This is a genomic window from Aquibium sp. ELW1220 (genome assembly GCF_030398385.1).
Taxonomy (GTDB): domain Bacteria; phylum Pseudomonadota; class Alphaproteobacteria; order Rhizobiales; family Rhizobiaceae; genus Aquibium.
On sequence record NZ_JAOAOQ010000002.1, the window covers coordinates 49,223 to 75,306 of the forward strand.

Here is a 26,084-nt window from a genome sequence, read left to right on the forward strand (position 1 = left end):
CACCCCTCGCGGCAGGGCAGATTCCGGGTCCGTGGACCGGGTGCGCGAAAGGGAGGCAAGCATGGGCGACGCATCGGCGCGATCCCGCCCGTCAGGGGAGGTCGTGACGTGAATCCCGCACGCTGGCTGGAGCGGGCGGCCCTGCTCTGGCCGCAGCGCCCGGCGCTGTTCAGGGGAGCCGAACAGGTGGCCGACTATGCCGGCTTCGAGGCGCGCGCCGGTTCCCTGGCCGCCGGACTGAAGGCCGCGGGCATCGCCCCCGGCGACCGGGTCGCGCTCTTTCTCGCGAACCGCACCGACTATCTGGTCGCGATGCAGGCGATCTGGCGGATCGGCGCGGTGGCCGTGCCGATCAACGCCAAGCTGCACGAGAAGGAAGCGGCCTTCATCCTCGACCATTCCGGCACGCGGCTCGCCTTCACCGATGCCGCGCATGCGGGAGGACTGGCTGCGCTCGCGCCGGCCACCCGCATCGTCGATATGGACGGGCCGGGTTTCGACGCGCTGCTGTCAGGCCCGCCGCCGCCGCTTCACCCCACGAAGCAGGACGATCTGGTCTGGCTCTTCTACACCTCCGGTACCACCGGGCGTCCGAAAGGGGCGATGCTCACGCCGGCGAACCTCCAGGCCATGGCGATGAGCTATTTCGCCGATGTCGACGCGGCCGAGGCGGCCGACGCCAAGGTTTACGCGGCGCCGATCTCGCACGGGGCAGGGCTCTATCAGTTCATCTACCTGATCGTCGGCGCGCGCCACGTCGTTCCGGCGTCGGGCGCTTTCGACAGCGACGAGATCCTCGATCTGGCGGAAACCCTGGATCGGCTGTGCTTCTTCGCCGCTCCCACGATGATCCGGCGTCTCATCGGCGCCGCGCGGGCGCGGGGCAGCCGTGGGGACGGCATACGCACCATCGTCTATGGCGGTGGTCCCATGTATCTGGCCGACATCCGCGACGCGATGGACCAGTTCGGCACCCGCTTCGTCCAGATCTACGGACAGGGCGAGACGCCGATGACGATCACCGCCCTGCACCGCCAGGCGCACGCGGAAGCGCTCGTGGCCGACCAGGGCGATCCGATCCAGGCGCATCGGCTGGCCTCGGTCGGCGTCGCGCAGGCGGCATGCGAGGTGGCGGTCCTGGGCGAGGACGACCAGCCCCTGCCCCATGGCGAGATCGGTGAAGTCGCCGTCCGCGGCCCTTCGGTGATGAAGGGCTACTGGAACGATCCGGCCGCCACGGAAGCGGCGATCCGCGGCGGCTGGCTTCACACCGGCGACATGGGCGCGCTGGACGATGCGGGCTTCCTCACCCTCCACGACCGGTCGAAGGACGTCATCATCTCGGGCGGGACCAACATCTACCCGCGCGAGGTCGAGGAGGCGCTGCTCGACCATCCGGCTGTGGCGGAGGTTTCCGTGATCGGGCGACCCGATCCGGAATGGGGAGAGATCGTGGTCGCATGCCTGGTGCGGGAGCCCGGCGCGACGGTCGACGAGGTGACGCTCGACGCCCATTGCACCGCCCGGATCGCCCGGTTCAAGCGGCCGAAGGCCTATGTGTGGCTGCCGGATCTGCCGAAGAACGCCTACGGCAAGGTGCTGAAGACCGAGTTGCGCAGGCTGCACGCGTCGGACCGACCGGCATAAGGTGAAGCCCCGACCGCTCCGATCGCTGCTCCGGCACCATCGCTTTGACCGGACGTTGGACCAGGCCAACCGAAAAGATCGCCCGGCGACGATTTTCCGATCGCCCCGTCTGGACTTTGCCGACCGGACGGGTTTTGCCTCGCCAGGAACGGACAGGCCCCGCCCGAAGGGTTCGGCGGCGTGCGGATCACTCGGCGGAACCGCACGCACACTTGCGGCCCTGCCGACCCAAAGCAGGAGGACGAGCCATGCAGGCTGACATCATCGGGATCATCGGCGTCGGCCTGATGGGCCACGGAATCGCTTCGAGCATCCAGCGCGCCGGGCGTCGGATCGCCTTCGTCGACCATCCCGGCAACCAGCCGACGCAGGATCTCGTCGCCGCCGGCGCCGAGGCGTTCTCCACTCCGGCGGACCTCGCCGCGCGCTGCGACACGATCGTGCTCTGCGTCACCGGCTCGCCGCAGGTCGAAGCCGTTCTGACCGGTGCGGGCGGGGTGATCGAGGGCCTGCGACCCGGAGCGGTGGTCATCGACTGTTCGACGGCGCTCCCCGATTCGACGCGCCGCATGGCAGCGCTCGTGCATGAAGCCGGCGGACGCATGCTCGACGCGCCGATGACCCGGACGCCGAAGGAGGCTGCGGAAGGGCGCCTCAATCTTCTCGTCGGAGGAGACGAGGCGCTGTACGAGGCGTGTCTTCCGCTCCTGCGCTGCTTCGCCGAGAACGTCACCCATGCCGGACCCGTCGGATCCGGCCACATCATGAAGCTCGTGCACAACTACGTATCGCTCGGCTTCTCTGCCGTGCTCTGCGAGGCGGCGGCCGCGGCCGCCAGGGCCGGCATCGAGCCCGCCACCCTCCAGGCCGTGCTGGCGCAGGGCGGCGGCAAGGGCGTCGTCCTCGACCGGCTCACGCCGTTCATCCTCGACGGCGATACGGGCAATTTCCGCTTTTCCATCGCGAATGCGGCGAAGGACATCGGCTATTATGCCGCCATGGCGGAGGTGCTGGGCAGCAAGGCTTCCATCGCCGCAGCGGTCGCCGGCGCCTACGCCGGTCAGGTGGAGGCGGGACAGGGCGACCGCTTCGTGCCGGAGATGATCGAACTCCTGTCCTGATCTCGGACCTGAACGGAGATGTCGGACGCCGGGGGCGAGGCTGGCAGCGACCGGGACCCGACGCGACCGGCCGTCAGAAGTCGGTCGCGATGCCCTTCACTTCCCAGTCGCCGTAGCGGCCGGGCTCCTTGCCGCCGCGGCCGCCGAGTTCCCTGGGCAGCGCGGCGACCTGCGCCTCATAGGCAAGCCGGCGTGCTTCGGCCTCCTCCAGCGCGCGCTGGGCTGCGGCACTCAGCGCCTTCGGCGCCGGGACGGCGGTTTCCGCAGGTGATCCGGCCATTCCCGCATCCCGCTGCTGCGTCGCGTCTCCCGCGCTCGTCCCGATTTCGCCCTTGTCGCTCATCGTTCTCGACCCGTTGCACAATATTGAAGTAGCACCCCGCGCTTACCATCATATAGAGCGGTCTGGACACCCTGCGAGCCCTCGCTCGCCGGCAGCACGGAGGTTCCATCGATGAACATGATACGCACCGCGATGCTGCTTGCCGCCATGACGGCGCTGTTCATGGGCGTCGGCTACCTGATCGGCGGCTCGGGCGGCATGATGATCGCCTTCTTCATCGCCGCCGCGATGAACCTCTTCGGCTACTGGAACGCCGACAAGATGGTGCTGCGGATGCACCATGCGGTCGAAGTCGACGAGCGCAATGCGCCGGAATATTACGAGATCGTGCGCGGCCTGGTGCGCAACGCCGGCATGCCGATGCCGAAGGTCTACCTGATCCAGAACGACCAGCCGAACGCCTTCGCCACCGGCCGCAATCCGCAGAACGCGGCCGTGGCGGCGACCACGGGCCTGCTGCAGCGGCTCTCCTACGAGGAGGTGGCGGGCGTCATGGCGCACGAACTGGCGCACATCCAGAACCGCGACACGCTGATCATGACCATCACGGCGACCCTTGCCGGTGCGATCTCCATGCTCGGCAACTTCGCCTTCTTCTTCGGCGGCAACCGCGACAACAACAATCCGCTCGGCTTCGTCGGCGTTCTGGTGGCGATGATCGTCGCGCCTCTGGCCGCAATGCTGGTGCAGATGGCGATCAGCCGCACCCGGGAATACTCGGCCGACCGGCTGGGCGCCGAGATCTGCGGCAATCCGCTCTGGCTGGCATCGGCGCTCGACAAGATCGCCAATGCGGCCAAGCGCATCCGCAATCCGGATGCCGAGCACAATCCGGCCACCGCCCACATGTTCATCATCAATCCGCTGTCGGGCGAGAAGATGGACAACCTCTTCTCGACGCACCCGAACACCGACAACCGCATCGCGGCGCTGGAGGATCTGGCGCGCAACGGCCTCTCCGGCAGCGGCGCCCGGCGCGAGGGACCCGTCGTCGAAGAGACGAGCCCCTGGGGGCGCGGACGCGAAGACCGGACGGAGCAGGCCCGCAGCGCCCCGCGCCCCGGACGCGGCTCGGTTCCCCGAACGGGTCGCCCGGGCAATGATCGCGGCCCGAAGGGACCCTGGTCTTGAGCGGCGCACAGCGGCATCGCTCCCATGCGGGATCGCGACACGTCGTTGACGACGGCGCCGGCACGCCGGGGCTGCCGGCGCGCCGTGCCGCAGCCAGGTTGCTGGCCGCCGTCGTCGACAAGAAGACGCCGCTCGATGGTCTGACCGACGACGAGCACGGTCACCCCGACTACCGGGCGCTCGACCAGCGCGACCGCGGGCTGGTGCGCGCCATCCTCGCCACCGCCCTGCGCTTTCGCATGACGATCGCTGCCCTGATCGAGCGTCGGCTCGACCGGCCGCTGCCCGCCAACGCCACCGCGCTTGCCCATATCCTGCATGTCGGCGCCGCACAGATCCTGTTCCTCGACATCCCCGACAGCGCGGCCGTCAATCTCGCAGTCGTCCATGCGAAGTCCGATCCCCGCACCGAACGGTTTTCGGGCGTCGTCAACGGCGTGCTGCGCGAACTCGTGCGCCGGAAGGCGCGCGCCCTGCCCGCTGCACTGGCTGAATCGACGGACGCTCCCGCCTGGTTCATCGAACGCCTGGAGGCCGCCTACGGAAAAGACGGGGCCGCTGCGAACCTGGCGATGCATCGCGTCGAGGCGCCGACCGATTTCACGGTCAGGTCCGACCCGGACCGCTGGGCCGAAGCCTTCGGCGGCTTCGTCCTCCCGACGGGCTCCGTCCGCGTGCCGCACCTCGACCGGGCCGTTCCCGATCTGCCCGGCTTCGAGGATGGTCAGTGGTGGGTCCAGGATGCGGCAGCAGCCCTCCCGGCGCGCCTTCTGGGCGAAGTCGCGGGTCGACGCGTCGCCGACCTCTGCGCTGCGCCGGGCGGCAAGACCGCCCAGCTCGCCGTAGCGGGCGCGAAAGTCACCGCTGTCGAAGCATCCGCGAACCGCCTCCGGCGACTGTCGGGGAACCTTGCCCGGCTTGGCCTCGACGTCGAGATCGTCGAAGCGGACCTGACGAAATATGCGCCGGCCACTCCGTTCGACGCTGTCCTTCTCGATGCCCCGTGTTCCTCGACCGGTACCGTGCGGCGACATCCCGACGTGCCGTGGACCAAGTCACCCGAGGACATTCTCAAGCTTGCCAGCGTGCAGGCACGGCTCCTGTCTCACGCCGCTGCAATGGTCGCGCCGGGGGGGCTGCTGGTCTTCTCGAACTGCTCGCTCGACCCCGCCGAAGGCGAAGACATGGTCGCGGAGTTCCTGCAGGGCCGGACCGATTTCAGCCGCGATCCGGTGCGGCCGGGCGAGTTTCCCGGCGTCGATGACTTCATCAACGCCAGGGGCGAACTGAGGACGACCCCTGCCGGTCTCCCCGCCGAAGACCCGTCGCGTGCAGGCCTCGATGGATTTTTCGCGGCGCGGTTCCGGAAATCAGCGCCTGGCTGACGCGGTGCTGGCGGCAGGGAAGAGGACAAGCCTGTTGGTTCGATAAAATTCGGTGTCGCTCTGAATCTTGAATCAGTTACAACAGGTCGCGGGGCGACAGACGAGGACAGCAGGTTTTGGCGAAAGCGGCGGACCATTCCCCGCGCTTGTGGGCATTGTTTGCACGCGAAGCGTGGGCGCGAGCGCGGCGGAAGCTGCGGTCGGGTCCGGCATATCGCTGGCGCTACATCGGCCGCACCCCGGAACGGGTGCTGATCGCCCCGCCCGACCTGCGCCTGCCCGACGCCCAGATCGCCATCGAGATCTACCATGGTCGATTCGCGCTGGCCGGTCGCATCGTCGAGACCGGCGGCAATTCGCCTTTCGGCATGGGCCATCCGCCCCTTCCCTGGCGCCGCTCGCTGAACAGCTTTCGATGGCTGCGTCACATGCGCGAGGCCGGCACCGAACTTGCCGCTGCAAATGCGCGTGCGCTGGTCTCCGACTGGATCACGACCAACAGCGGGCGGCTCACGGGTGTCGCCTGGGAGCCGGATGTCACCGCGCGACGGATCATCGCCTGGCTTCAACATTCCACCGTGGTGCTGCAGGGCGCGGAACTGCCGTTCTACCGCTCGTTCCTGCGCTCGCTCTCCTTCCAGATCCGCTATCTGCGCTCGGTCGCGGGCGAAATGCCGGAGAGCGAGGAAAGGCTTCGCGCCCGCATTGCGATCGCCTTCGCCGCCCTGTCGCTGCCGACGGCTCCGGCCGCGCTGCGCACCGCGACGCGCAATCTCGCCCGCGAGCTCGACAGGCAGATCCTTGCCGACGGCGGCCATATCTCGCGCAGCCCGCTGGCGATCCTCGAGATCCTCGCCGATCTCCTGCCCCTGCGCCAGACCTATGCGAACCAGGCCGAAGCGCCACCGCAGGCCCTCATGGGCGCGATCGACCGCATGCTGCCGGCACTGCGGTTCTTCCGCCACCAGGACGGCAATCTCGCCCGCTTCAACGGCATGGGCGCCACCATTCCCGATCGCATCGTGGCGATCCTGCGCCATGACGATGCCGCGGGCCAGCCGCTGCTGCATGCGCCGCATTCCGGCTTCGAGCGGCTGTGCCTGGGCGAAACGACGGTGATCGCCGATACCGGACCGGCGCCGCCCTTCGACGCGTCGGCGACGGCCCACGCCGGCTGCCTGTCCTTCGAGATGTCCTCGCAGCGCCGGCTGTTCGTCGTCAACGCCGGCGTCGACAACCACGGTCCCGCCGATTTCCTGACGGTTGCCCGCGCCACGGCCGCGCACAGCACCGCCTGCATCAACGACACCTCGTCCTGCGGCTTCCTCACCGGCGCCCGGCCGGTCGAACTCATGGGCCGCCGCATCACTTCGGGTCCCCGGCACGTGGAATCGAGACGGATCGACGAGCGCGGGATGCAGGGCTTCGTGGCGCACCACGACGGCTACCTCCCGGCCTTCGGCCTGGTGCACGAACGCATGCTGATCCTGGCCGACGACGGAGCGACGCTCGTGGGACGCGACCGCTTCTTCGACGCGGACGGCAATGAGCCGCGCTACCATGGCGATCATGTCGTCGTCCGTTTCCACATCCATCCCAGCGTCGAGATCCTGCGCGACGACCATGACCGGATAGCCCTGTCGACCGGCGCCGCGGAGGCCTGGATCTTCTCCTGCGCGGAGGCGAAACCCGCGATCGAGGAATCGATCTATTTCGCCGGTCTCTCGGGACCGCGCCGCAACATGCAGATCGTCCTCTCGTTCGACGCGTCGGAGACGGATGTCGTGCGCTGGCGCTTCAAGCGCATGGCGATCGGCAACGCCTGAGGGTCATCGGGTCCGATTTGTTTTCCGCGCGTCCTGTGGTAGGGCGCGATCTCCCTGACAATGCTCGGAGACAGACAAGCGCCATGGCCGTCGCATCCAAGAACGTTTCCGCGCCCGATCGCATCCAGGTCCGGCGCGCGCTGATCTCGGTGTCCGACAAGACGGGCCTGACCGAGTTCGCGGCCGATCTCTTCCATCGCGGCGTCCAGCTGGTCTCCACCGGCGGGACGGCGAAGGCGCTGGCGGCCGCAGGCCTGACCGTCACCGACGTCTCGGAGGTCACCGGATTCCCGGAGATCATGGACGGCCGCGTCAAGACGCTGCATCCGCTGGTGCATGGCGGCCTGCTCGGCGTGCGCGACGATCCCGAGCACGCCGAGGCGATGGAAACCCACGGTATTGCGCCCTTCGATCTGCTGGTGATCAATCTCTATCCCTTCGAGGAGGTTCGCTTCTCGGGCGCGGACTACCCGAACACGGTCGAGAACATCGACATCGGCGGCCCGGCCATGGTTCGTGCCGGGGCGAAGAACCATGCCTATGTCGCGGTGGTGACAGATCCGCACGACTACGAGGTGGTGATGGCCGCACTGGAGGCCGATGCCGGACACCTGTCGCTCGAGTTCCGCAAGAAGCTCGCCGCCAAGGCCTTTGCGCGCACGGCGGCCTATGACGCCGCCATCTCGAACTGGTTCGCCGAGACACTGGGCATCGAGCATCCGGGCTGGCGCAGCTTCGGCGGCAAGCTGGCCGAGGTGACCCGCTACGGCGAGAACCCGCATCAGCAGGCGGCCTTCTACGTGACCGGCGAGAAGCGCCCCGGCGTGGCGACCGCCCGCCAGGTTCAGGGCAAGCAGCTCTCCTACAACAACATCAACGACACCGACGCCGCCTTCGAACTGGTCGCCGAGTTCGACCCGGCGCGCACGGCCGCAGTGGCGATCATCAAGCACGCCAACCCCTGCGGTGTGGCCGAAGGCGCGACGCTGAAGGAGGCCTATCTGAAGGCACTGGCCTGCGATCCGGTTTCCGCCTTCGGCGGCATCGTGGCGCTGAACCGGCCGCTCGATGCCGAAGCGGCGGAAGAGATCGCGAAAGTCTTCACCGAGGTGATCATCGCGCCGGGTGCGTCGCCTCAGGCCGAGGCGATCATCGCCGGCAAGAAGAACCTGCGCCTCCTGCTCACCGAAGGCACCCCCGATCCGCGTGCTCCGGGGATCACGGCCAGGACCGTCTCGGGCGGGCTGCTCGTCCAGTCGCGCGACAACGGCTGCGTCGACGATCTCGAGCTCCAGGTGGTGACGAAGCGCGCGCCGAGCGAGGCCGAACTCGCCGACATGACCTTCGCCTTCCGGGTGGCCAAGCACGTCAAGTCCAATGCCATCGTCTATGCCCGCGGCGCGGCCACGGTGGGCATCGGCGCCGGCCAGATGAGCCGGGTGGACTCCTCCCGTATCGCCGCCCGCAAGGCCGAGGACGCCGCGCAGGCAGCCGGAGCGGCCGAGCCGGCGACGAAGGGATCGGTCGTCGCCTCCGACGCCTTCTTCCCCTTCGCCGACGGCCTGCTCTCGGCCGTCGAGGCCGGCGCCACCGCAGTCATCCAGCCCGGCGGCTCGATGCGCGACCAGGACGTGATCGACGCCGCCGACGCGGCCGGCATCGCCATGGTGTTCACGGGGATGCGCCATTTCCGGCACTGAGGGTGGGGGGCTCCGGCAGCGGTGCACTGCATGCTGGTAGCGTTTACGTTACCATGCAAGGGATGCAAGTCATCGAGTATCTCGATCGGCACGGCCGAAGCCCGTTCGCCTCGTGGTTCGAGGCTCTGGATGCGCGCGCGGCGGCAAAGGTAACGGTCGCGCTGACGCGGGTGTCTGCCGGAAATCTCGCGCACCCCAAGGCGGTCGGAGGGCGGCGTGTCGGAGATCCGCATCGATTGGGGTCCGGGATACCGCATCTATTTCGGCCGCGAGGGAAATGAGATCGTCATCCTGCTCGCAGGCGGGACCAAGCAGCGGCAGCAGGACGACGTCGCAGTGGCGCAAGCGCGCTGGCGCGAATACCTGCGCCGGAAGAAGGAGGCGTGACATGGCATTGACACGTGCATTCAAGGAGACTGTCAAGGCCCGCGCGGACGTGGATGCCGCGTTCCGGGCAGCGCTCCTGTCCGAGGCGGTCGAACTGCTGCTGACCGGCGACCTGGAAGGCGGGAAACTTGTCCTGCGAGACACCATCAACGCCACGATCGGCTTCGAGGATCTGGCGGCACAACTCGGCAAGTCGCCGAAGAGCCTGATGCGGATGGTCGGACCGGCGGGCAACCCGACGGCGGAGAACCTGTTCGCCGTGATCAGCCACCTGCAGGACGCGATGGGAGTTCAGCTCTCCGTGCATTCCGCCGCCGCTTGAATCGGTTCACCAGGGCATCGGGGCAATCGCCCGGATATCCAGGCAGCACGATCGATCCGCGAGGGATCAGCGGAAAGCCGCGCCTACCGCGCCGGCCTGTGCGCCGGATAGGGCGTCACCGCCAGCAGGACCATGCCGGCGAGGAAGAACAGGATGATCACCGCCATGCCGAGCCTGGGCGAGCCGCTCAGCGCGGTGATCGTGGCGACGAGGAACGGCGCGAGGAAGCTCGTCGCGCGACCGGCCAGGGCATAGATGCCGAAATAGCGGCCGGCCTCTTCGGGCGACACGCTGCGGGCCATGTAGGAGCGCGACGAGGCCTGCACCGGCCCGAAGGCGATGCCGATGAGGAGGCCGAAGGCGATATACGCCTTCTCGGCCGGCGTCCCGAACAGACCGCCGCTGTCCTCGCCCGGCATCATCCAGGCACCGAACAGCGTGTAGCCCGGGCCGGTCGAGACGATGCCGATGGTCGCGATGGTGAGAAGGACGAGCGCGATCAGCACCAGCGTTTTGGAGCCCAGCGCCGTGTCGAGCCGGCTGGCGGCGAGACAGCCGAAGATCGCGACGACGTTGAGGATGATACCGAAAATGCCGATCTCGGTGATCGACCAGCCGAACATCGCCGCCGCGAAGGCGCCGCCAAGGGCCAGGAGCGCGTTGACACCGTCCTGATAGATCATCCGCGCGATCAGGAACCGCAGGATTCCGGCGCGTTGTCTGACCTCGGCCAGCGTCGACCGCAGTTCGGCCATACCCTCGCGCACCGCAGTCCCGATGCGCTTCCCCGTCCTTGTATCGGGCGTGTACAGGAACATCGGCAGGATGAAGACGAAATACCAGAGCGCCGAGATCGGGCCGGTGGCGCGGGCATCCTCGCCGAGCGCCGGGTCGAGACCGAGGATCGGCGACACGCCGATGATCGTCCTGCCAGTCTCGGGTGAGCCGGCCATGAAGGCGACGACGAAGATCAGCACGATCATCCCGCCGAGATAGCCAAGGCCCCAGGCCACGTTGGAGATGCGGCCGATGTCCTCCTTCGGCACGAGCCTCGGCATCATCGAATCGTTGAAGACGGTCGAGAACTCCGCCGCGACGGACGCCAGCGAAAACAGGAGGACGACGAGGAACAGGCTCGAGCCCGGCGCCGCGAACCACAGAAGGCTGACGGTGACGATCTTGATGGCCGCGAAGAAGGCGATCCACCGCTTGCGCGCGCCGGTCTGGTCGGCGATCGATCCGAGCACCGGCGACAGGATCGCGATGACGAAGCCGGCCGCCGCGATGCCATAGCCCCATGCCGCCTGCCCTGCCGCAGGATCGCTTGCCATGCGCGACACGAAATAGGGTCCGAAGATGAAGGTCGTGACGACGGTGAAGAACGGCTGCGCTGCCCAGTCGAACAGCATCCATCCCCAGATGCCGCGCTTCGATGCACGGGGTTCCGCCAGGTCGCTCATGTCCGCTCCGTCCCCCCGCGCCGGGTCACTGCCCGGCCAGATCCGTCATGATGCCGGCGGCGACCGTCAGGCGCGACACGCTGATGTCGCCGCTTTCGGTCAGCGCCTGCAGCCGCTCGCGCGCCCGAGCCATCTGCTGGCCGCCGGCTTCGAGCCAGGCGGCGACCGGATCCTCGGCATCGCGGTTGCTTGCCAGAACCGAGACGGCCATGCCGCGCCGGGCCGCGCCGATCATGTCATTGGCGCGCGAAAGCGCAAGACCGTCATAATAGTCCGTCGCCACCACGGACCGCGCCGCATCCTCGATGCGCCCGATCCGGAACGCCTCGGTGATGCCGAGGAACGTTCTTGCGGCCAGCGGGAGATCGGCTTGGGCGGTCCGGGCCACGAGGTCGATGTCCGGCACGATCTCGGCAACGTCCAGGAAGGCGAGACGCGCCGCGAGATCCGCAGGCGCTCCGCTCTCCTCGAAGGCAGAGACACGTCCATCGAGGCGCGAGCGAAGGAAGGCCGGCAGCAGGTCCACCAGGATCGGCTCCAGCACGCCGCGGGCACGCCGCAGTTCCGCCGCCCGCTGGCCGACGGACATCGAGCGGTCGCCGTTCTTGAGGTCCCAGTGGGTGGCCGCATTGATCAGCCGCACGACCGCCTGGTAGAAGCGGAGCTGCGCCTGACCGTCGACCGCGTTGTCCAGTGCGTCGATGGCGCCGAACAGGCCCGGCATGTCGAAACCGTCCCGCACGACCGAATAGGACGCCACCACCTCGGCCGCGCCGCAGGCTGACACGTCCTGCAATCGGCTGACGAAGGACGGGCCGCCCCGGTTGATGACGTCGTTGGCCAGTTCCGTGGCGATGATTTCACGGCGCAGCCTGTGGCCTTCGATCTCCGCCCGGTACGCGCTTGCCATCCGGTCGGGGAAGTAGCCGAGCAGGTCTTCCTCGAAATGCGCCTCGTCCGGCAGGGCGCTTTCGACGATGTCGGTGAAGAGCGCGATCTTGGCGTAGGCCAGCAGCACACCCAGTTCCGCGCGGGTCAGCGGCTGGTCCCTGGCCGCGCGCTCGGCCAGCGCCGCGTCGGACGGAAGCGTCTCGACGACACGGTCGAGCTGTCCCCGGGCTTCGAGCATGGCCATGAAACGCTGCTGGTGCGGCAGTTCCGACAGCCCCCGCCGCTCGGCGAGCGACAGGGCGAGCGTCTGGTCGTAATTGTTGGACAGCACGAGGGCCGCCACCTCGTCGGTCATCTCGGCCAGGAAGACGTTCCGATCGGGCCGCGACAGCGTTCCCTTCCGCATTGCCGCCGCCAGAGCGATCTTGATGTTGACCTCGACGTCGGACGAGTTCACGCCGCCGGAATTGTCGATCGCATCCGAATTGCAGCGGCCGCCGTTGAGGCCGTATTCGATCCGGGCGCGCTGCGTCATGCCGAGATTGGCGCCTTCGCCGACCACCCTGGCTCCGACGTCCGGAGCCGCGACCCGGATGGCGTCGTTGGCCCGGTCGCCGACGTCCGGATTGCTCTCGGTGGTCGCACGGACATAGGTGCCGATGCCGCCGAACCAGAGGAGATCGACGGAGGCCTTCAGGATGGCGTTCATGATCTCGGTCGGCGAAGCGATGGTCTTGCCGAGGCCGATCGCCCGGGCGGCGGCCTCCGACAGCGTGATCGCCTTCTGTGACCGCGAAAAGACGCCGCCGCCGGCCGAGATCGCCGAGCGGTCGTAGTCCTGCCAGCTCGAACGCGGCAGCGCGAACATGCGCTCGCGCTCGGCGAAGGAGACGGCAGCGTCCGGATCCGGATCGATGAAGATGTCGCGGTGGTCGAAGGCGGCGATCAGCCGGATCTCGGTCGAGAGCAGCATGCCGTTGCCGAACACGTCGCCCGACATGTCGCCGACGCCGACGACCGTGAAGGGTTCCGTCTGGATGTCGCGGTTCATCTCGCGGAAATGCCGCTTGACCGCTTCCCAGGCGCCGCGCGCGGTGATGCCCATCTTCTTGTGGTCGTAGCCGGCCGAACCGCCGGAGGCGAAGGCATCGTCGAGCCAGAAGCCATGCGCCTGGCTGATGGCGTTGGCCGTGTCCGAAAAGGTCGCCGTTCCCTTGTCGGCCGCGACCACGAAGTAGGGGTCGTCGCCGTCGTGCCGGATCACGCCCTCCGGCGGGAGGACCCGGTCGATGTCCAGATTGTCGGTGATCGACAGCAGCGACGAAACGAAATTGACGTAGGCGGCCTTGCCTGCCTCGAAGATCTCGTCGCGCGACCCGCCCGCCGGAAGCTGCTTCGGATAGAAGCCGCCCTTGGCGCCGACCGGAACGATGACCGCGTTCTTGACCTGCTGCGCCTTGACAAGCCCCAGCACCTCGGTGCGGTAGTCCTGCGCCCGGTCAGACCAGCGCAGCCCGCCGCGGGCGACCGGTCCGAAGCGGAGATGCACGCCTTCGACCTCGGGTCCGTAGACGAAGATCTCCCGCCAGGGCTTGGGCTCGGGAAGGCCGATGATCTTTGCCGAATCGAGCTTGAAGGCGAGCGAGCGGGCCTTTCCAGGCTCCTGCGGCTTGAACGCATTGCTGCGCAGCGTGCTCTGGATCAGGTTGAGGAAGCGCCGGATGATCGTGTCGTCGTCGAGGACCGGAACGCCTTCCAGCGCGTCGCCGATGCGGCGTTCGGTCTCCTGCTGGTCGTGGGCCGAGGTGCCCTTGGGCATGGCGAGATCGAAACGGGCGGTGAACAGCGAAAACAGGTCGCGCGCGATGGCCGGATAGCGGTTGAGCACGGCGGCCACGAAGTCCTGGCTCTGCGGAATGCCCGCCTGCTGGAGATAGCGCCCATAGGCGCGCAGGATGACGATCTCGCGCGCCTTCAGGCCGGCGGTCTGGACGAGACCGTTGTAGCCGTCATTGTCCGCCTGGCCGCTCCAGACCGACAGGAACACGTCCTCGAACAGGACCCCGTCGGTCGCCAGTTCGACCGATCGTCCATAGGCGCTTTCGAGTTCCATGTCGTGGATGAAGACGGGGTCCTTTCCGCCGGTCTCGAATGTCCGTTCGGAGATGACGCGGAAACCCATGTTCTCGAGCAGCGGAACGCGTTTCGACAGGGAGACCGCCGCGCCGTGGTGGTAGATCCTGAGCGCCACATGCTCGGCCGGCTGGTCGGCCCGGCGATAGAAGTCGATGGCGATCGGGCTTTCCTGCGAAAGCCGGGCGACGCGCCTGGCATCGGCGATCGCTTCGTGCGGCGCGAAGGAATTGCGGTAGGCGTCCGGAAAATGCTGGGCCATGTCGGCCAGCGCAGGCGCTTCGCCGGCCTCGGCAACCGCCTCGCGCAGGGCATCGTCCCAGGTGCGGATGATGTCGCGGATGGTGTCCTCGATCCGCTGGGCGGAAACGGCCGGTGTTTTTCCGCCCGAGCGGCCGATGATGAAGTGGACGCGGGCGAGCGACCCTTCCGGGAAGGCCGGGTAATAGGCGGAGAGGCGCCCCTGGAAGACCGTCTTGAGATGGTCGCCGATCTCCTGCCGCACCCGCGAATCGTAGCGGTCGCGCGGCACGAAGACGATGACCGAGACGAACCGGTCGAACTGGTCGATGCGCACCAGGACGCGCACGCGCGGACGTTCGCCGAGCGCCAGCACGGCCATCGCATGCTTCCTCAGCAGCGTGGCATCGATCTGGAACAGCTCGTCGCGCGGATAGGATTCCAGCACGTTGATCAGCGCCTTGCCGGAATGGTCGCTCTTGTCGAAGCCGGACTTCGTGATGACCGTTTCGGCCTTGGAACGCAGGTAGGGGATGTTGAGAACGGAGCGGGTGTAGGCCGTCGAGGTGAACAGGCCGACGATTCGCAATTCTCCCGACAGCTTGCCCTCGGCGTCGAAGGTCTTGACGCCGACATAGTCGAGATAGGCGCGGCGGTGCACGAGCGAGCGGGCATTGGCCTTGGTGACGATCAGCGGCTCGGGTCCGTTGAGGAACTCGAGGATCTCTGGCGTGGTGATGGAGGTCTGGGTGCTGCCGCGCAGCACCCGCAGATCCGGATCGGACAGGATGCCGAGGCCGCGCTGGTCGGTGCGCTCGAGTTCCGCCGCCTCGCCCTCTCCGACGGTGCGGTAGCTGCGCATGCCGAGGAAGGTGAAGTTGTTGTCGCGCAGCCATTCGAGGAAGGCGATCGCTTCGGTGACGGCGCCCTTTTCGAGCGGGACGGGGAGGTAGCGATAATCCGAGATCGTGTGCTCGAGCCGGGCCAGCATGGGCTTCCAGTCCTGGACCGCGTCGCGCACATGCGCGAGCACGCGCTCGAGCCGCGCGCGCAGGCCGTCCGCCTCCTCGCTCGTCATCGGCGGCACGTGGACCTGGATCACGCTGAGCCGGTTGCCTTGCGAATGGCCGGAATCGCCCGCGATCAGGTTGGCGCCGTCCTCGCGATGCGAGACGACCATCACCGGATGGGTGACGAAGAGCAGTTCGGTTCCGCCCTCGGCGATCTCCCCCATCACCGAATCGAACAGGAAGGGCATGTTGTCGTTGACGACGGTGACGACGCAGACCGGGCGGTCTCCGCGCACCACGCCGCTGTCGGTGACGATCGAGATCAGGCTCTCGCCCTTGCGGTGGCGCAGGACCGCTTCATGGGCGAGCGCCGCCGCCTTGCGCAGCATGGCGTCGTCGTAGCCGTCGAGATCTTCGGCCGAAGCGCGCGACAGGAGAAGCTTCGTGAACGCCGGTTCGGCCTCGCCATCGGCGGTCCGCATGCTGCTCGTCCCTTCGGCCATTCTTCCCTCCCTCGGGTTTTTTCCGTTATCGTATCAGGATCGGTAACGTTTACGACCCCGCCGACGATCCGGTCGGGGTGACATTGACCGGGAGGAGTGAAATCATCATGACGAACGAGATCACCGCGCTGGACCTTTCCCCGGCCGAGGACCTGAGCGAACCGACCCGGGCCTATTTCGCCAAGTGCGAGGAAAAGCTGGGCATGGTGCCGAACGTGCTCCAGGCCTATGCCTTCGACGAGAAGAAGCTGCGCGCCTTCACCGACATGTACAATGACCTGATGCTCGGTCAGTCAGGACTGACCAAGCTCGAGCGCGAGATGATCGCCGTGGCGGTTTCCTCGGTCAACCACTGCTACTACTGCCTGACCGCCCACGGCGCCGCCGTGCGGCAACTGTCGGGCGATCCGAAGCTCGGCGAGATGATGGTGATGAACTACCGCGCCGCAAACCTGTCGCCGCGCCAGAAGGCCATGCTCGATTTCGCGGTCAAGCTGACGGAGACGCCGGACAGGATCGAGGACGTCGACCGCCGGGGCCTGCGCGCGGCGGGCTTCTCCGACCGCGACATCTGGGACGTCGCTTCCACCGCCGCCTTCTTCAACATGTCCAATCGCATGGCTGCCGCCGTCGACATGCGCCCCAACGACGAATATCACGCCATGGCGCGGTGAAACGACCGATGCGCTCACTTTTCGCCCGGACTCCAGCAGGACCAAGCTTTCGATGAAACTCTACCGCTTCCTCACCGGACCCGACGATTCGAGCTTCTGCCACAAGGTCACGGCGGCCCTGAACAAGGGCTGGCTGCTCCAGGGCGGACCGACCTATGCCTATGATGCCGAAACGAAGACCATGCGCTGCGGCCAGGCCGTGGTGAAGGAGGTCGAGGGCGTCGACTACGAGCCGGGCATCAAGCTCGGCGAGTACTAAGCCGAGCGAACGGGTTCTGCAGCTCTGCGGGCAGGATGCGCGCCGAGGGCCGCAGCCTGCGCCCGCTCACGGCGCGGCTTCCTCGATGCGCGCCATGTCCTCGTCCGACAGGCCGAAATGGTGGCCGATCTCGTGGATCAGCACGTGGGTGACGATGTCGCCCAGCGTTTCCTCGTTCTCGGCCCAGTAGTCGAGGATGGCGCGGCGATAGAGCGTCACGCGGTTGGGTCCCTCGCCGGTGGCGGGGTTCCAGCGCTCGGCGATGCCGCGCCCCTCGAAGAGGCCGAGCAGGTCGAACGGCGTCTCCAGCGACAGGTCGTCCATGATCTCCTCGTCGGGAAATTCGGCGATCTGGATGACGATCTCGCCGGTGAGGGCACGAAAATCCTCCGGCAGGTGAGCATAGGCTTCGAGCGCGAGCAGTTCCATCTCGTCGACCGAGGGCGAGAGCTGATCGTGCCATGAGCGGGTCTGGTAGATGCGGGCCATGTCTTGTCCTTTGGCCGGGCATATAGCCGTTCGTCGCCCGTCTTGCGAGGGGCGGACCGCAAGAGGCGAAACGCAGGGTAAACCCTCATAGGAATAAATTCAGCCGCTGCGTGCTTGACTCTTTCTCGACCCTCTGGAATCCATAGGAACATAACAGGAACAGATTGCGGGAGCAGGCCATGGCGACCATCGCCACGGCGCGGGAAACCCTTTTTGCCTTGCGTCGACAGATCGCCCGGATCCAGGGAACAGCCGCCGAAAGGCTGGAGGTCGTGCCGGCCGACCCGCCGCCGGAAGAAGGGACGGTGCTGCGCGAGGGGGGCGTGGCGCTGCGCCAGGGCCTCCATGCCGCAGGCCTTCTGGCCACGGGCGCGGACGCCTTCGACACCGCGCTCGGCGGCGGCCTGCCGCGCGCCGCGCTGACGGAGATTCACGGCGCGGAAATGCGCAACGCGGGCGCGGTGGCGGGCTTTGCCCTTGGCCTGGCGGCGCTGACGCTCTCCGACGGCCTGCCCTTCCTGTGGATCGCCACGGCCGACACCCATCGGGAAGCCGGCACGCCCCACGCGCCCGGACTCTGGTTCCGCTTCGGCATTGCGCCCGAGCGCATGCTCTTCTGCGAGACGGCAAGGCTCGACGATGCGCTCTGGGTGGCCGACGAAGCCGCCCGGCTCTCATGCGTCGGCCTCGTGATCCTCGAACTGCGCGGCACGGCACGGCGCCTCGACCTGACCGCGACCAGGCGGCTGCATTTTCGCGCCCGCGACGCTGGCAGACCGGTGCTGCTCATTCGCCATTCCACCCTGGCGGAGGCGACCGCGGCGCCCGTGCGCCTCCTCGTTTCACCGGCAGCGGCGGGGCTGCGCTCCACCGTGTCGGGTCCGCTCGTCGGCTCCATCGGGCCGCCCGCCTTCTGCGTCGACCTCGACAAGAGCCGGACGGGCGCGTCCGGCAGGTTCGAACTGGAATGGAACGCCCATGACCGCACTTTCCGGCACAGACGGCCAGAGGATCCTGTCGCTCTGGTTCCCCTATCTCCCGATCGAGAGCGTCTGGCGGCGTCGGCTCGGCCGGACCTGGCGAGCCACGCCGGCGGCCGGGCGGCCGCCGCTGGTGGTCAGCCGGCGCGAGAGGAGCGCCCAGCGGATCGCCGCCCTCGACGAGCAGGCTGAGGCCCTCGGGCTGAAGCGCGGCATGGGCATCGCCGACGCCCGCGCCATGCATCCTTCTCTGGAGGTGGTCGAGGCCGATCCTGCAGCCGAGGAACGGCTCCTCGACGGCCTGGCCGACTGGTGCGACCGCTATACGCCGCTGGTCGCGCTCGACGGGTCCGACGGGCTCCATCTCGACGTCACCGGCTGCGCCCATCTCTTCGGCGGCGAGCGGGCGATGCTGGACGATCTCCTGAAGCGCTTGCGCGAACAGGGATTCAGTGCCCGGGCGGCGATTGCCTCGACGGCCGGAGCGGCCTGGGCGGCGGCGCGCTTCGCCCGCGGCGTCATCCTCGAGGCCGGCGCGGAAGCGGCCTTCCTGCGTGACCTGCCGCTGCCCGCGCTCCGGCTCGACTCCAGCGTCTGCGCCGGGCTCGAAAGCGTCGGCCTGCGCACGGTGGGGGCCATTCTCGAAGCCCCGCGCGCGCCGCTGGCCCGGCGTTTCGGTCGCCTCCCGCTCACCCGGCTCGACCAGGCCCTGGGCCATGCCGAGGAGGCGCTCTCGCCACGCCTTCCGGTGGCGACCCTGTCCGTCGAGCGCGCCCTGGCCGAACCCGTGCAGCGGATGGAGGATATCGAGGAGCTCGTCCTCATGCTGGCGACCACCGCGCGCGCCAGCCTGGAAGCCCGCGGCGAGGGCGCCAAGGCCATCGAACTGGCGCTCTTCAGGGTCGACGGTGCGGTCAGCCGGGTTGGCGTCGGCGCCTCGCGGCCGATGCGCGACCCGCGCCTGATCCAGCGTCTGTTTCGCGAGCGGCTGGCCGTCACCACCATCGATGCCGGCTTCGGCTTCGATCTCGTGCGGCTGAACATGCGCGAGAGCGCCCGCTTCGAGGCCAGGCAGGGCGATCTCACCGGGAACGGCCGAGCCGCCGACGAGGAGGATCTGGCGCTCTTCGCCGACCGCATCTGCGCCCGCCTCGGCCGCGCGGCGATCAGCCGCCCGATGCTCCGGGAAAGCCACCTGCCCGAGCGGGCCGTGTCGCTCGTCCCCTTCGCCGACGCGCCGCCTCCCGACGGCCGTGGCGGGCCCGTTCCGCGCAAGGGCACCACCGGCCTGCCCGGTCTCGTCCCTGCGGCCTCGGCTGCACAGGCCTCCCGGACCGACGGGCGCGAGCAGCCGATCCGCCTTTTGCGCCGGCCCGAACCGGTCGAGGCCTCCGCCGAGGTCCCCGACGGACCGCCCTTCTCCTTCCGCTGGCGCCGCACGCTCTATCGCGTCGCGCGTGCCGAGGGGCCGGAACGAATCGCTCCCGAATGGTGGCATGCGAGCCCCGAAGCGCGTACCCGCGACTACTTCCGCGTCGAGGACACCGCCGGACGACGCTTCTGGCTCTGCCGCGAGGGTCTCTACGACGGAACGCCGGCCGTCCCGCGCTGGTTCATGCACGGGCTATTCGCATGACTGTCGCGAAGGATGCGACGAAGGCCGGTCCGGCCTATGCCGAGTTCGCCGTGCAGTCGAACTTCTCCTTCCTGCGCGGTGCCTCCGCGCCCGAAGAGCAGGTGGTCATGGCCAGGCGCCTCGGCATCGCGGCCTTCGGGCTGGCCGACCGCAACACCGTGGCGGGCGTCGTGCGGGCGTGGAAGATGGCGCAGAAGGAGAGCCTGCCCTATCACCCCGGCGCCCGGCTGGTCTTTTCCGACGGCACGCCCGACATGCTCGCCTATCCGCGGGACCGCGCGGGCTGGGGTCATCTCTGCCGCATGCTGACGGAAGCCAACGAAGCGGGCGAGAAGGGCGCGCCCGACCTGAGGCTGGAGGGTCTGATGGCCTGGGGCGATGCCATGTCGCTCGCCGTGCTGCCGTCGCTCGACGAGGACGGCAAAGACGAGCTCGATCTCCTGCGCCGGCTGGCGCGGCGTTTCGGCCGCGCCGTTCGCGTCGCCGTCGCACCCGCCTTCAACGGCAACGACCGCTGGCGGCTGGAGCAGGCGGAGCGACTGGCCGACGCGGCCGGCCTGCCGCTGATGGCGGTGGGCGAGGTGCTGTACCACGAGCCGGGCCGTCGTCCGCTGCAGGACGTCGTCACCGCCATCCGGCTCGGAACGCCGGTGGCGCAGGCCGGGTTCGAGCTGCGCGCCCATGCCGAGCGGCACCTGAAACCGCCGCGCGAGATGGGTCGGCTCTTCCGCCGCCATCCGCAGGCGCTGGCCGAGACGCTTCGCTTCGCCGGCGAGCTTGCCTTCTCGCTGTCCGAACTGCGCTACAACTACCCCGACGAGGCGACGCGCGACGGCGCCACCCCGCAGGAAGAGCTTGCCCGGCTGACTTGGGAGGGCGCGGCGCGGCGCTATCCCGCAGGCGTGCCGGAAAAGGTGTCCGCCATGATCCGCCACGAACTCGCCGTGGTCGAGCAGCTGACCTACGCGCGCTACTTCCTCACCGTCCACGACATCGTTCAGTTCGCGCGCAGGGAGGGAATCCTCTGCCAGGGGCGGGGATCGGCCGCGAACTCCATCATCTGCTTCTGCATCGGCATCACAGACGTGGGGCCGGAGATCATGGACCTTCTGTTCGAGCGCTTTATCTCGCCCGAGCGCAACGAGCCGCCCGACATCGACGTCGACTTCGAGCACGACCGCCGCGACGAGGTGATCGCCTACATCTACGAGAAGTACAGCGCCAGGCGCACGGCCCTCGCCGCCTCGGTGGTCACCTATCGCAGCCGTTCGGCGCTGCGCGAGACGGCAGGCGCGCTGGGCCTGTCGCAGGACGTGATGGCGGCGCTGTCGGGCTCGATCTGGGGCTGGTCGAGCGCCGGTCTCGGCGGCGAGGAGGCGAAGGCCGCAGGCCTCGACATGGCCGAACCCCTGACGCGCCATCTGGTCGACCGCGCCAACGAGATCCTCGGCTTCCCGCGCCATCTCTCCCAGCATGTCGGCGGCTTCGTCATCACCCGCGACCGGCTGGACGAGATCGTGCCCATCGTCAGGACGGCGATGGAGGAGCGCCGGATGGTGGAATGGGACAAGGACGATCTCGATGCCGTCGGCATCCTCAAGGTCGACATCCTGGCGCTCGGCATGCTGTCGTGCCTGCGCCGCGCCTTCGATCTCCTGGCGCAGCACTACCCGGACGACCATCCGCAGCGTCTGACGCTGGCGACGATCCCGAAGGAGGATAGCCGCGTCTACGACATGATCTGCCGGGCCGACACGATCGGCGTCTTCCAGATCGAAAGCCGCGCGCAGATGACGATGCTGCCGAGGCTGCGGCCCCGCGCCTTCTACGACCTCGTCATCGAGGTGGCGATCGTGCGGCCGGGGCCGATCCAGGGCGACATGGTGCATCCCTATCTGCGCCGGCGACAGGGGCTCGAGGAGCCGGAATATCCGCGTCCGGAGCTGAAGGCCGTGCTGGAGCGTACGCTGGGCGTACCGCTGTTCCAGGAACAGGCGATGAAGATCGCCATCGTCGCCGGCGGCTTCACGCCCGGCGAGGCCGACCAGCTGCGCCGCGCCATGGCGACCTTCCGAAGGGTCGGCACCATCGGCACGCTGCGCCAGAAGATGATCGACGGCATGGTCTCGCGCGGCTACGAACGCGATTTCGCCGAACGCTGTTTCAAGCAGATCGAGGGTTTCGGCGAATACGGCTTTCCGGAGAGCCATGCCGCCTCCTTCGCCCTGCTGGTCTATGCTTCCTGCTGGTTCAAGACCTTCTATCCGGATGTCTTCTGCGCCGCGCTCCTGAACTCCCAGCCGATGGGCTTCTATGCGCCCTCGCAGCTGGTCCGCGACGCGCGCGAGCACGGGGTCGAGGTGCTGGAGCCCGACGTCAACCACTCGACCTGGGACGGCACGCTGGAGGAAGCGCCCTTCGACAGGTTCCGGATCATGGCCCGTCACCGCGAGATGCGGGACGTGATCCGCACCCGCCATGCGGTGCGGCTCGGGCTCCGGCAGATCAAGGGACTGCGGCAGGACGAGATGCAGCGGCTGGTGGAGCGGCGGGAAGCGGGCTACGATTCGGTGCGCGACCTGTGGCTGCGGACGGGCCTGCCCCGCTCGACGCTGGAGCGGCTGGCGCGGGCGGATGCCTTCCGCTCCCTCGGGCTCGACCGGCGCGACGCCCTCTGGGCGGTGCAGGGCCTGGACGACACCAGGGCCAGCGGTTTCCTGCCGCTGCTCGACGACCCGGCGCTGAAACTCGCCGACCATGAGCCGGAGATGCGGCTGCCCGCCATGCCGCTCGGCGAGCATGTCATTCACGACTACCGCACGCTGTCCCTGTCGCTGAAGGCCCATCCCGTCTCGTTCCTGCGCCGGCGCCTTGAGGTCGAGAAGGTGGTGGAGAACGCCTCGCTCGAGACCGTGCGCAGCGGCATGCGCGTCTCGGTCTGCGGTCTCGTGCTGGTGCGGCAGCGGCCCGGCTCGGCCAAGGGCGTCATCTTCATGACCATCGAGGACGAGACCGGGGTAGCCAACGTCATCGTCTGGCCGAAGATCTTCGAGCGCTTTCGCGCCATCGTCATCGGTTCGCGCCTCGTGCGGGTGCGAGGGCGGGTTCAATCGGAATCGGGGGTCATCCATGTCGTGGCCGAAACGGTGGAGGACATGACCGCGCGTCTCGGCGAACTGTCGGAAGAGGCCTGCCTGATCGATGCGCTCGCCAACGCGGACGAGGTCCGGCGGCCGGTCGTGGAGCAGCGGGAAAAGGCGACGAAGGGCTCGCGGCTCGCCGCCCTCATGGAGGAGATTCCGGGCCTGCGGGAAGACTATCAGGCGCTGGCCAGGCGGTCAGGCGCGGTGATGCCGAAGGGCCGCAACTTCCACTGAACGGGTCCGGGGACCGGACCGTCCCGCGCTCCCCTGGCCGCCGGAAGCCGCGGTCGGCCTCGACTGAAGGGAGCCCGGCTAGCGCTCCGGCGGATCGTCGCGCAGGGAGCGCGCTTCCGACGGCAGCATGATGGGGATGCCGTCCCTGACCGGATAGGCGAGCCGCGCGCTTTTCGAGACGAGTTCGCAGCGGGCGGCGTCGTAGACGAGCGGACCCTTGCTGATCGGACAGGCGATCAGTTCGAGGAGCCTGGTATCGATCACCGCGACGCGTTCGCCCTCGGTCATGCCTGTCCCCTACTGCAGGCTGGCGCCGGCGCCGTCACCGCCGCGCGCCAGCGCCATCTCGGTGATGGCGATCAGCGTTTCCGCCCGGGTCCTGAGATCGGGCGCCTCGAGCAGCGCCTGCTTTTCCACCGCACCATAGGGCGCCATCATCGACAGCGCGTTCACGAGCATGGCGTTCTCCGCGCGGCTGATCGATTCCCAGTCGGCCTCCAGCTCATTGGCCTTGAGATAGGACCGGAACGCCTTCAGGAGCGCATCCCGGTCGACCTCGGCAGCCTCACGGTCGAGATCGAGGTCACCCGCAAAGACCATCGCCTTGCAGCGCCGGAACGGTTCGCGGGTGGCAACCTCCTCGACGACACGGAAGCGACAGACACCCTGCAGCGAGACGAGATAGCGACCATCGCCGGTCTCCGTGAAGGAGGTGAGCCGGCCCATGCAGCCGACCTCGCAGAGTTCCGGCTCTCCGTCAGGCCGCATGCCGCCGTCGAGCCGGGGTTGGACCATGCCGATGAGTCGATCGGACGACAGCGCCGCGTCCACCATCTCGATGTAGCGCGGCTCGAAGATGTTGAGCGGCATCCGCCCGCCCGGCAGAAGAAGCGCGGCCGACAGGGGGAAGACCGGCACGATGGACGGAAAGTCGGTCGGGCTTCGATAATTCGCGTTTCCAGCTTGCAACGGGATGGACCTCCTGCGGGACTACCCTGGAATCTGGAACATCAGATCCGGACGGCAATGCCACCATCCGGATTGTCGCACGTTCAGGCTCAGGAAAACAGGACGGACGACAGCCGCCGCCGGGCGGACAACGTCGCCGGATCGGTCATGCCCCACGCTTCGAAGAATTTCAGCAGCTGAGCCCGCGCGCCATCCTCGCGCCAGCTGCGATCCGCCTTGATGATGTGCAGCAGGCCGTCGGCCGCTTCGGCGCGCAGACCCTGTGCATTCTGGATCAGCGCGAGATCGAAGCGGGCGTCGTGGTCGTCCGGATCCTGTCCCAGCCGGTGCAGCAGCTCGCGCGGATCGCCGAGCGCGGCCACCTCCTCCGCCAGCGCGAGGCGCGTGCGGGCGCTGGCGAGTTCCGCCGGTTCCTTGTCCTTGACCACGGCCTCCGCCAGCACGGTCCTGGCGGATTCCAGATCGCCGAGATCGACCAGCAGGCCGGCGAGGGCGCCGGATGCGATCGGATGGCCCGGGACCGCCTGGAGAATGCTGCCGTAGATGGCGCCCGCAGCTTCGAGGTCGCCGGCCTGGAGGGCGGCGGCGGCTTCGGCCAGCGCTTCCTCGACGGGATCTGCCGGCTCGCCGCCCACCTTCTTGATGAAGGCCTTCACCTGGCTTTCCGGCAGCGCACCCATGAAGCCGTCGAGCGGACGCCCGTCGCGAAACGCGATGACGGCCGGGATCGACTGGATGCCGAGCTGGCCGGCGATCGAGGGATGGTCGTCGATGTTCATCTTCACCAGCTTGACCGCGCCGCCGGCCTCGCGCACGGCCTTTTCGAGGACCGGCGTCAGCTGCTTGCAAGGTCCGCACCACGGCGCCCAGAAATCGACCAGCACGGTCTGCTTGCGGGATTCCTGGATGACGTCGGCCGCGAAACCGGCGGTGGTCGTGTCCTTGATCAGGTCCCCCGCGGGCCTGGCCGCAGCAGGCGGTTCCATTCCGAAGCTGATTTCGGTGTCGTATCCGCCGGTCGGTCCGGCGAAGGGGTTGTCCCTGGTGCTCATGTCTCAGGCTTTCCGATTCTCAGGCGAGGTTGCCGTCATGTGGCGATGCGGTGGCGAGGTTCAAGACCAGAGGCGCGTGACCCGTCGCCTCGGCAAAGCGGACGAGATCGCGGCTGGCGATGGTGGTCGTCGCCTCGTTCGTCAACGGATGACAGTTCACGACGACATTCTGCATCAAGGCGGCATCGAGGACCAGCGTCACCTGTGCGCCAGCGTCGTTGATGACGCCGAACGCCGTGACCGCCCCCGGCTGCACGCCGAGCAGGTCCCACAGTGCATCCGGCCTGCCGAAGGAGACGCGTCCGGACGCGCCGATCGTCTGGTGGACGGTCTTCAGGTCGACCTCGGCGTCCTCTCCGACCGTCAGCAGGAAATAGCGGCCCTTCTTGTCCTTCACGAAGAGGTTCTTGGTATGCGCACCCGCGATTTCGCCCCGCAGGGCCTGCGACTGCTCGACGGTGAAGAGCGGCGGGTGGTCGACCGTCTTCGTCTCGATCCCGAGCCCATCGAGATAGGCCATCAGCTCCGCACGCGTCCTCGCCATTCGTT

At 68.1% G+C, this 26,084-nt stretch carries 20 protein-coding genes and 1 pseudogene; 13 read left to right on the top strand and 8 right to left on the bottom strand.

Annotation, left to right across the window (positions count from 1 at the left end; genetic code table 11):
* The first annotated feature begins 108 nt into the window (after positions 1-108).
* Together N1F91_RS02170 and N1F91_RS02175 are read left to right on the top strand one after the other, a co-directional pair.
* The gene (locus N1F91_RS02170; protein ID WP_289989863.1) at positions 109-1,647 is read left to right on the top strand and encodes an AMP-binding protein; all 1,539 of its coding nucleotides are present in this window, start codon (positions 109-111) and stop codon (positions 1,645-1,647) included.
* 212 nt (positions 1,648-1,859) lie between these two features.
* A complete protein-coding gene (locus tag N1F91_RS02175) occupies positions 1,860-2,768 on the top strand; it encodes an NAD(P)-dependent oxidoreductase (protein WP_289989865.1) in 909 nt (302 codons plus the stop codon).
* Between the two features lie 73 nt (positions 2,769-2,841).
* Here N1F91_RS02175 and N1F91_RS02180 read toward each other — a convergent pair whose 3' ends face one another.
* Positions 2,842-3,048 carry a DUF1674 domain-containing protein gene (locus N1F91_RS02180; RefSeq protein WP_289989867.1) on the bottom strand — a complete coding sequence of 69 codons (207 nt, stop codon included), beginning with the start codon at positions 3,046-3,048 and terminating at the stop codon, positions 2,842-2,844.
* 174 nt (positions 3,049-3,222) lie between these two features.
* Between N1F91_RS02180 and htpX the strand changes: the two genes are divergently transcribed.
* From htpX to N1F91_RS02210, 6 genes and pseudogenes are all read left to right on the top strand, one after another.
* Positions 3,223-4,242: a zinc metalloprotease HtpX gene (gene htpX, locus N1F91_RS02185; RefSeq protein WP_289989869.1), complete on the top strand. Its 1,020-nt coding sequence runs from the start codon at positions 3,223-3,225 to the stop codon at positions 4,240-4,242.
* The gene (locus N1F91_RS02190; RefSeq protein ID WP_289990325.1) at positions 4,233-5,627 is read left to right on the top strand and encodes an RsmB/NOP family class I SAM-dependent RNA methyltransferase; all 1,395 of its coding nucleotides are present in this window, start codon (positions 4,233-4,235) and stop codon (positions 5,625-5,627) included. Before htpX ends, N1F91_RS02190 begins: the two co-directional genes overlap by 10 nt.
* 116 nt (positions 5,628-5,743) lie before the next feature.
* Positions 5,744-7,453 carry a heparinase II/III family protein gene (locus tag N1F91_RS02195; protein WP_289989871.1) on the top strand — a complete coding sequence of 570 codons (1,710 nt, stop codon included), beginning with the start codon at positions 5,744-5,746 and terminating at the stop codon, positions 7,451-7,453.
* Positions 7,454-7,536: 83 nt separating this feature from the next.
* Positions 7,537-9,153: a bifunctional phosphoribosylaminoimidazolecarboxamide formyltransferase/IMP cyclohydrolase gene (purH, locus tag N1F91_RS02200; RefSeq protein ID WP_289989872.1), complete on the top strand. Its 1,617-nt coding sequence runs from the start codon at positions 7,537-7,539 to the stop codon at positions 9,151-9,153.
* Between the two features lie 62 nt (positions 9,154-9,215).
* Positions 9,216-9,540: pseudogene (locus tag N1F91_RS31080) on the top strand (type II toxin-antitoxin system RelE/ParE family toxin).
* A gap of 1 nt (position 9,541) precedes the next feature.
* Positions 9,542-9,862, top strand: a complete 321-nt coding sequence (locus N1F91_RS02210) for a transcriptional regulator (RefSeq protein ID WP_289989876.1) — start codon at positions 9,542-9,544, stop codon at positions 9,860-9,862.
* An 83-nt stretch (positions 9,863-9,945) separates the two neighbouring features.
* On the opposite strand, the gene N1F91_RS02215 is transcribed toward N1F91_RS02210, so the two are convergent.
* Both N1F91_RS02215 and N1F91_RS02220 read right to left on the bottom strand, forming a co-directional pair.
* On the bottom strand, positions 9,946-11,322 hold the full coding sequence (locus N1F91_RS02215; protein ID WP_289989878.1) for an MFS transporter: 1,377 nt from the start codon (positions 11,320-11,322) through the stop codon (positions 9,946-9,948).
* Positions 11,323-11,347: 25 nt separating this feature from the next.
* Positions 11,348-16,078, bottom strand: a complete 4,731-nt coding sequence (locus N1F91_RS02220; protein WP_289990326.1) for an NAD-glutamate dehydrogenase — start codon at positions 16,076-16,078, stop codon at positions 11,348-11,350.
* Positions 16,079-16,206: 128 nt separating this feature from the next.
* Here N1F91_RS02220 and N1F91_RS02225 point away from each other — a divergent pair, with 128 nt between their 5' ends.
* Together N1F91_RS02225 and N1F91_RS02230 are read left to right on the top strand one after the other, a co-directional pair.
* Entirely contained in the window at positions 16,207-16,773 is a 567-nt protein-coding gene (locus N1F91_RS02225) for a peroxidase-related enzyme (RefSeq protein ID WP_289989880.1), read from the top strand.
* Between the two features lie 52 nt (positions 16,774-16,825).
* A complete protein-coding gene (locus tag N1F91_RS02230; RefSeq protein ID WP_126701718.1) occupies positions 16,826-17,032 on the top strand; it encodes a DUF1737 domain-containing protein in 207 nt (68 codons plus the stop codon).
* A 66-nt stretch (positions 17,033-17,098) separates the two neighbouring features.
* Here the strand turns inward: N1F91_RS02230 and N1F91_RS02235 are convergent, their stop codons facing one another.
* The gene (locus N1F91_RS02235) at positions 17,099-17,521 is read right to left on the bottom strand and encodes a metallopeptidase family protein (protein ID WP_289989886.1); all 423 of its coding nucleotides are present in this window, start codon (positions 17,519-17,521) and stop codon (positions 17,099-17,101) included.
* A gap of 179 nt (positions 17,522-17,700) precedes the next feature.
* Here N1F91_RS02235 and N1F91_RS02240 point away from each other — a divergent pair, with 179 nt between their 5' ends.
* Genes N1F91_RS02240 through N1F91_RS02250 form a run of 3 tightly spaced genes read left to right on the top strand, consistent with a single transcriptional unit; the run spans position 17,701 to position 23,514 of the window.
* The gene (locus N1F91_RS02240) at positions 17,701-18,693 is read left to right on the top strand and encodes a hypothetical protein (protein WP_289989888.1); all 993 of its coding nucleotides are present in this window, start codon (positions 17,701-17,703) and stop codon (positions 18,691-18,693) included.
* On the top strand, positions 18,635-20,137 hold the full coding sequence (locus tag N1F91_RS02245; RefSeq protein ID WP_289990327.1) for a DUF6504 family protein: 1,503 nt from the start codon (positions 18,635-18,637) through the stop codon (positions 20,135-20,137). The genes N1F91_RS02240 and N1F91_RS02245 overlap by 59 nt, the downstream gene beginning before the upstream one ends.
* Positions 20,134-23,514 carry an error-prone DNA polymerase gene (locus N1F91_RS02250; RefSeq protein WP_289989890.1) on the top strand — a complete coding sequence of 1,127 codons (3,381 nt, stop codon included), beginning with the start codon at positions 20,134-20,136 and terminating at the stop codon, positions 23,512-23,514. Before N1F91_RS02245 ends, N1F91_RS02250 begins: the two co-directional genes overlap by 4 nt.
* Positions 23,515-23,592: 78 nt before the next feature.
* Here N1F91_RS02250 and N1F91_RS02255 read toward each other — a convergent pair whose 3' ends face one another.
* The 4 genes from N1F91_RS02255 to N1F91_RS02270 form a co-directional block, all read right to left on the bottom strand.
* A complete protein-coding gene (locus N1F91_RS02255) occupies positions 23,593-23,802 on the bottom strand; it encodes a Trm112 family protein (RefSeq protein WP_289989892.1) in 210 nt (69 codons plus the stop codon).
* 9 nt (positions 23,803-23,811) lie between these two features.
* Positions 23,812-24,483 carry an LON peptidase substrate-binding domain-containing protein gene (locus N1F91_RS02260; protein ID WP_289989894.1) on the bottom strand — a complete coding sequence of 224 codons (672 nt, stop codon included), beginning with the start codon at positions 24,481-24,483 and terminating at the stop codon, positions 23,812-23,814.
* An 89-nt stretch (positions 24,484-24,572) separates the two neighbouring features.
* Positions 24,573-25,535 carry a thioredoxin gene (trxA, locus tag N1F91_RS02265; protein WP_289989896.1) on the bottom strand — a complete coding sequence of 321 codons (963 nt, stop codon included), beginning with the start codon at positions 25,533-25,535 and terminating at the stop codon, positions 24,573-24,575.
* A gap of 19 nt (positions 25,536-25,554) precedes the next feature.
* Entirely contained in the window at positions 25,555-26,079 is a 525-nt protein-coding gene (locus N1F91_RS02270; RefSeq protein WP_289989898.1) for a prolyl-tRNA synthetase associated domain-containing protein, read from the bottom strand.
* Between the last annotated feature and the right edge of the window lie 5 nt (positions 26,080-26,084).

Excerpts from the sequence above, each read along its gene's own strand:
- N1F91_RS02220 (WP_289990326.1), bottom strand. The coding sequence starts at position 16,078 with ATGCGGACCGCCGATGGCGAGGCCGAACCGGCGTTCACGAAGCTTCTC.
- N1F91_RS02215 (WP_289989878.1), bottom strand. The coding sequence starts at position 11,322 with ATGAGCGACCTGGCGGAACCCCGTGCATCGAAGCGCGGCATCTGGGGA.
- N1F91_RS02235 (WP_289989886.1), bottom strand. The coding sequence starts at position 17,521 with ATGGCCCGCATCTACCAGACCCGCTCATGGCACGATCAGCTCTCGCCC.
- trxA (WP_289989896.1), bottom strand. The coding sequence starts at position 25,535 with ATGAGCACCAGGGACAACCCCTTCGCCGGACCGACCGGCGGATACGAC.
- N1F91_RS02225 (WP_289989880.1), top strand. The coding sequence starts at position 16,207 with ATGACGAACGAGATCACCGCGCTGGACCTTTCCCCGGCCGAGGACCTG.
- N1F91_RS02270 (WP_289989898.1), bottom strand. The coding sequence starts at position 26,079 with ATGGCGAGGACGCGTGCGGAGCTGATGGCCTATCTCGATGGGCTCGGG.
- N1F91_RS02230 (WP_126701718.1), top strand. The coding sequence starts at position 16,826 with ATGAAACTCTACCGCTTCCTCACCGGACCCGACGATTCGAGCTTCTGC.
- N1F91_RS02250 (WP_289989890.1), top strand. The coding sequence starts at position 20,134 with ATGACTGTCGCGAAGGATGCGACGAAGGCCGGTCCGGCCTATGCCGAG.
- N1F91_RS02255 (WP_289989892.1), bottom strand. The coding sequence starts at position 23,802 with ATGACCGAGGGCGAACGCGTCGCGGTGATCGATACCAGGCTCCTCGAA.
- N1F91_RS02180 (WP_289989867.1), bottom strand. The coding sequence starts at position 3,048 with ATGGCCGGATCACCTGCGGAAACCGCCGTCCCGGCGCCGAAGGCGCTG.
- N1F91_RS02240 (WP_289989888.1), top strand. The coding sequence starts at position 17,701 with ATGGCGACCATCGCCACGGCGCGGGAAACCCTTTTTGCCTTGCGTCGA.
- purH (WP_289989872.1), top strand. The coding sequence starts at position 7,537 with ATGGCCGTCGCATCCAAGAACGTTTCCGCGCCCGATCGCATCCAGGTC.
- htpX (WP_289989869.1), top strand. The coding sequence starts at position 3,223 with ATGAACATGATACGCACCGCGATGCTGCTTGCCGCCATGACGGCGCTG.
- N1F91_RS02210 (WP_289989876.1), top strand. The coding sequence starts at position 9,542 with ATGGCATTGACACGTGCATTCAAGGAGACTGTCAAGGCCCGCGCGGAC.